At 47.4% G+C, this 648-nt stretch carries 1 protein-coding gene and 1 pseudogene; both read left to right on the top strand.

Features of this window, described 5'->3' with window-relative positions; genetic code table 11:
* Window positions 1-237 precede the first annotated feature (237 nt).
* The gene (locus INF68_RS17890; RefSeq protein WP_023336316.1) at window positions 238-570 is read left to right on the top strand and encodes an RcnB family protein; all 333 of its coding nucleotides are present in this window, start codon (window positions 238-240) and stop codon (window positions 568-570) included.
* Window positions 521-648 (top strand): annotated as a pseudogene (locus tag INF68_RS23290) (GNAT family N-acetyltransferase); the annotation flags it as partial. The gene INF68_RS17890 and the pseudogene INF68_RS23290, both read left to right, overlap by 50 nt.

Raw genomic sequence — 648 nt, 5'->3', positions numbered from 1 at the left:
TTGACATCAAAAGTTATTTTCAGAATTAATTAGTGAAATAATAAATTTTAAAAATATACTGAGCAGGCAATATTCACCACAGTGATAAACATCATCCCATTCGACTACACAAAACCGTCCACTTTTGTTACATTTTTTTTCAAACATACCCTGCGTTGATACTTAAAATGGACTGTCTGCTCCGCTTTGCACGACCTGCAGACGAAAAGTATCTATAACGATATCACTGGAGAAAAAATGGCTAAGCGTAAATTGCTGCTTCTGGGTGTATTACTGTCTCTGGCGGGATCTGCATTCGCTGCCCCGCAAACGGCCGCTGCGCCATCCGGCATCAAGGCCTATGAAGAACAAGAGTTCATCGCTGACTTTACGAAATTCAAGATTGGCGACACGGCGCCGGCGCAGTATCAAACTCCGGAGTACACCATCAAACAGTATCAGCTGCGTAACCTGCCGGCTCCGGATGCCGGAACCCACTGGACCTATATGGGTGAGAACTACGTGCTGATCGGCGATGCTGATGGCAAGATCTACAAAGCCTACAATGGAGATATTTTCTATCACCGCTAACGCAATTGTGATTCGCCCCTGGCAGGAAAGCGACCGCCCTTTCCTGCGCACGCTCTACCTCCACGCCCGGCGTGGAGC

Origin of the sequence: Enterobacter cloacae complex sp. P16RS2 (assembly GCF_014982155.1) — a bacterium.
Classification (GTDB): Bacteria; Pseudomonadota; Gammaproteobacteria; order Enterobacterales; family Enterobacteriaceae; genus Enterobacter; species Enterobacter cloacae_M.
Note: the sequence above shows the minus strand (reverse complement) of the source record. Positions and strands in the feature narration are given on the sequence as shown.

Excerpts from the sequence above, each read along its gene's own strand:
- INF68_RS17890 (WP_023336316.1), top strand. The coding sequence starts at position 238 with ATGGCTAAGCGTAAATTGCTGCTTCTGGGTGTATTACTGTCTCTGGCG.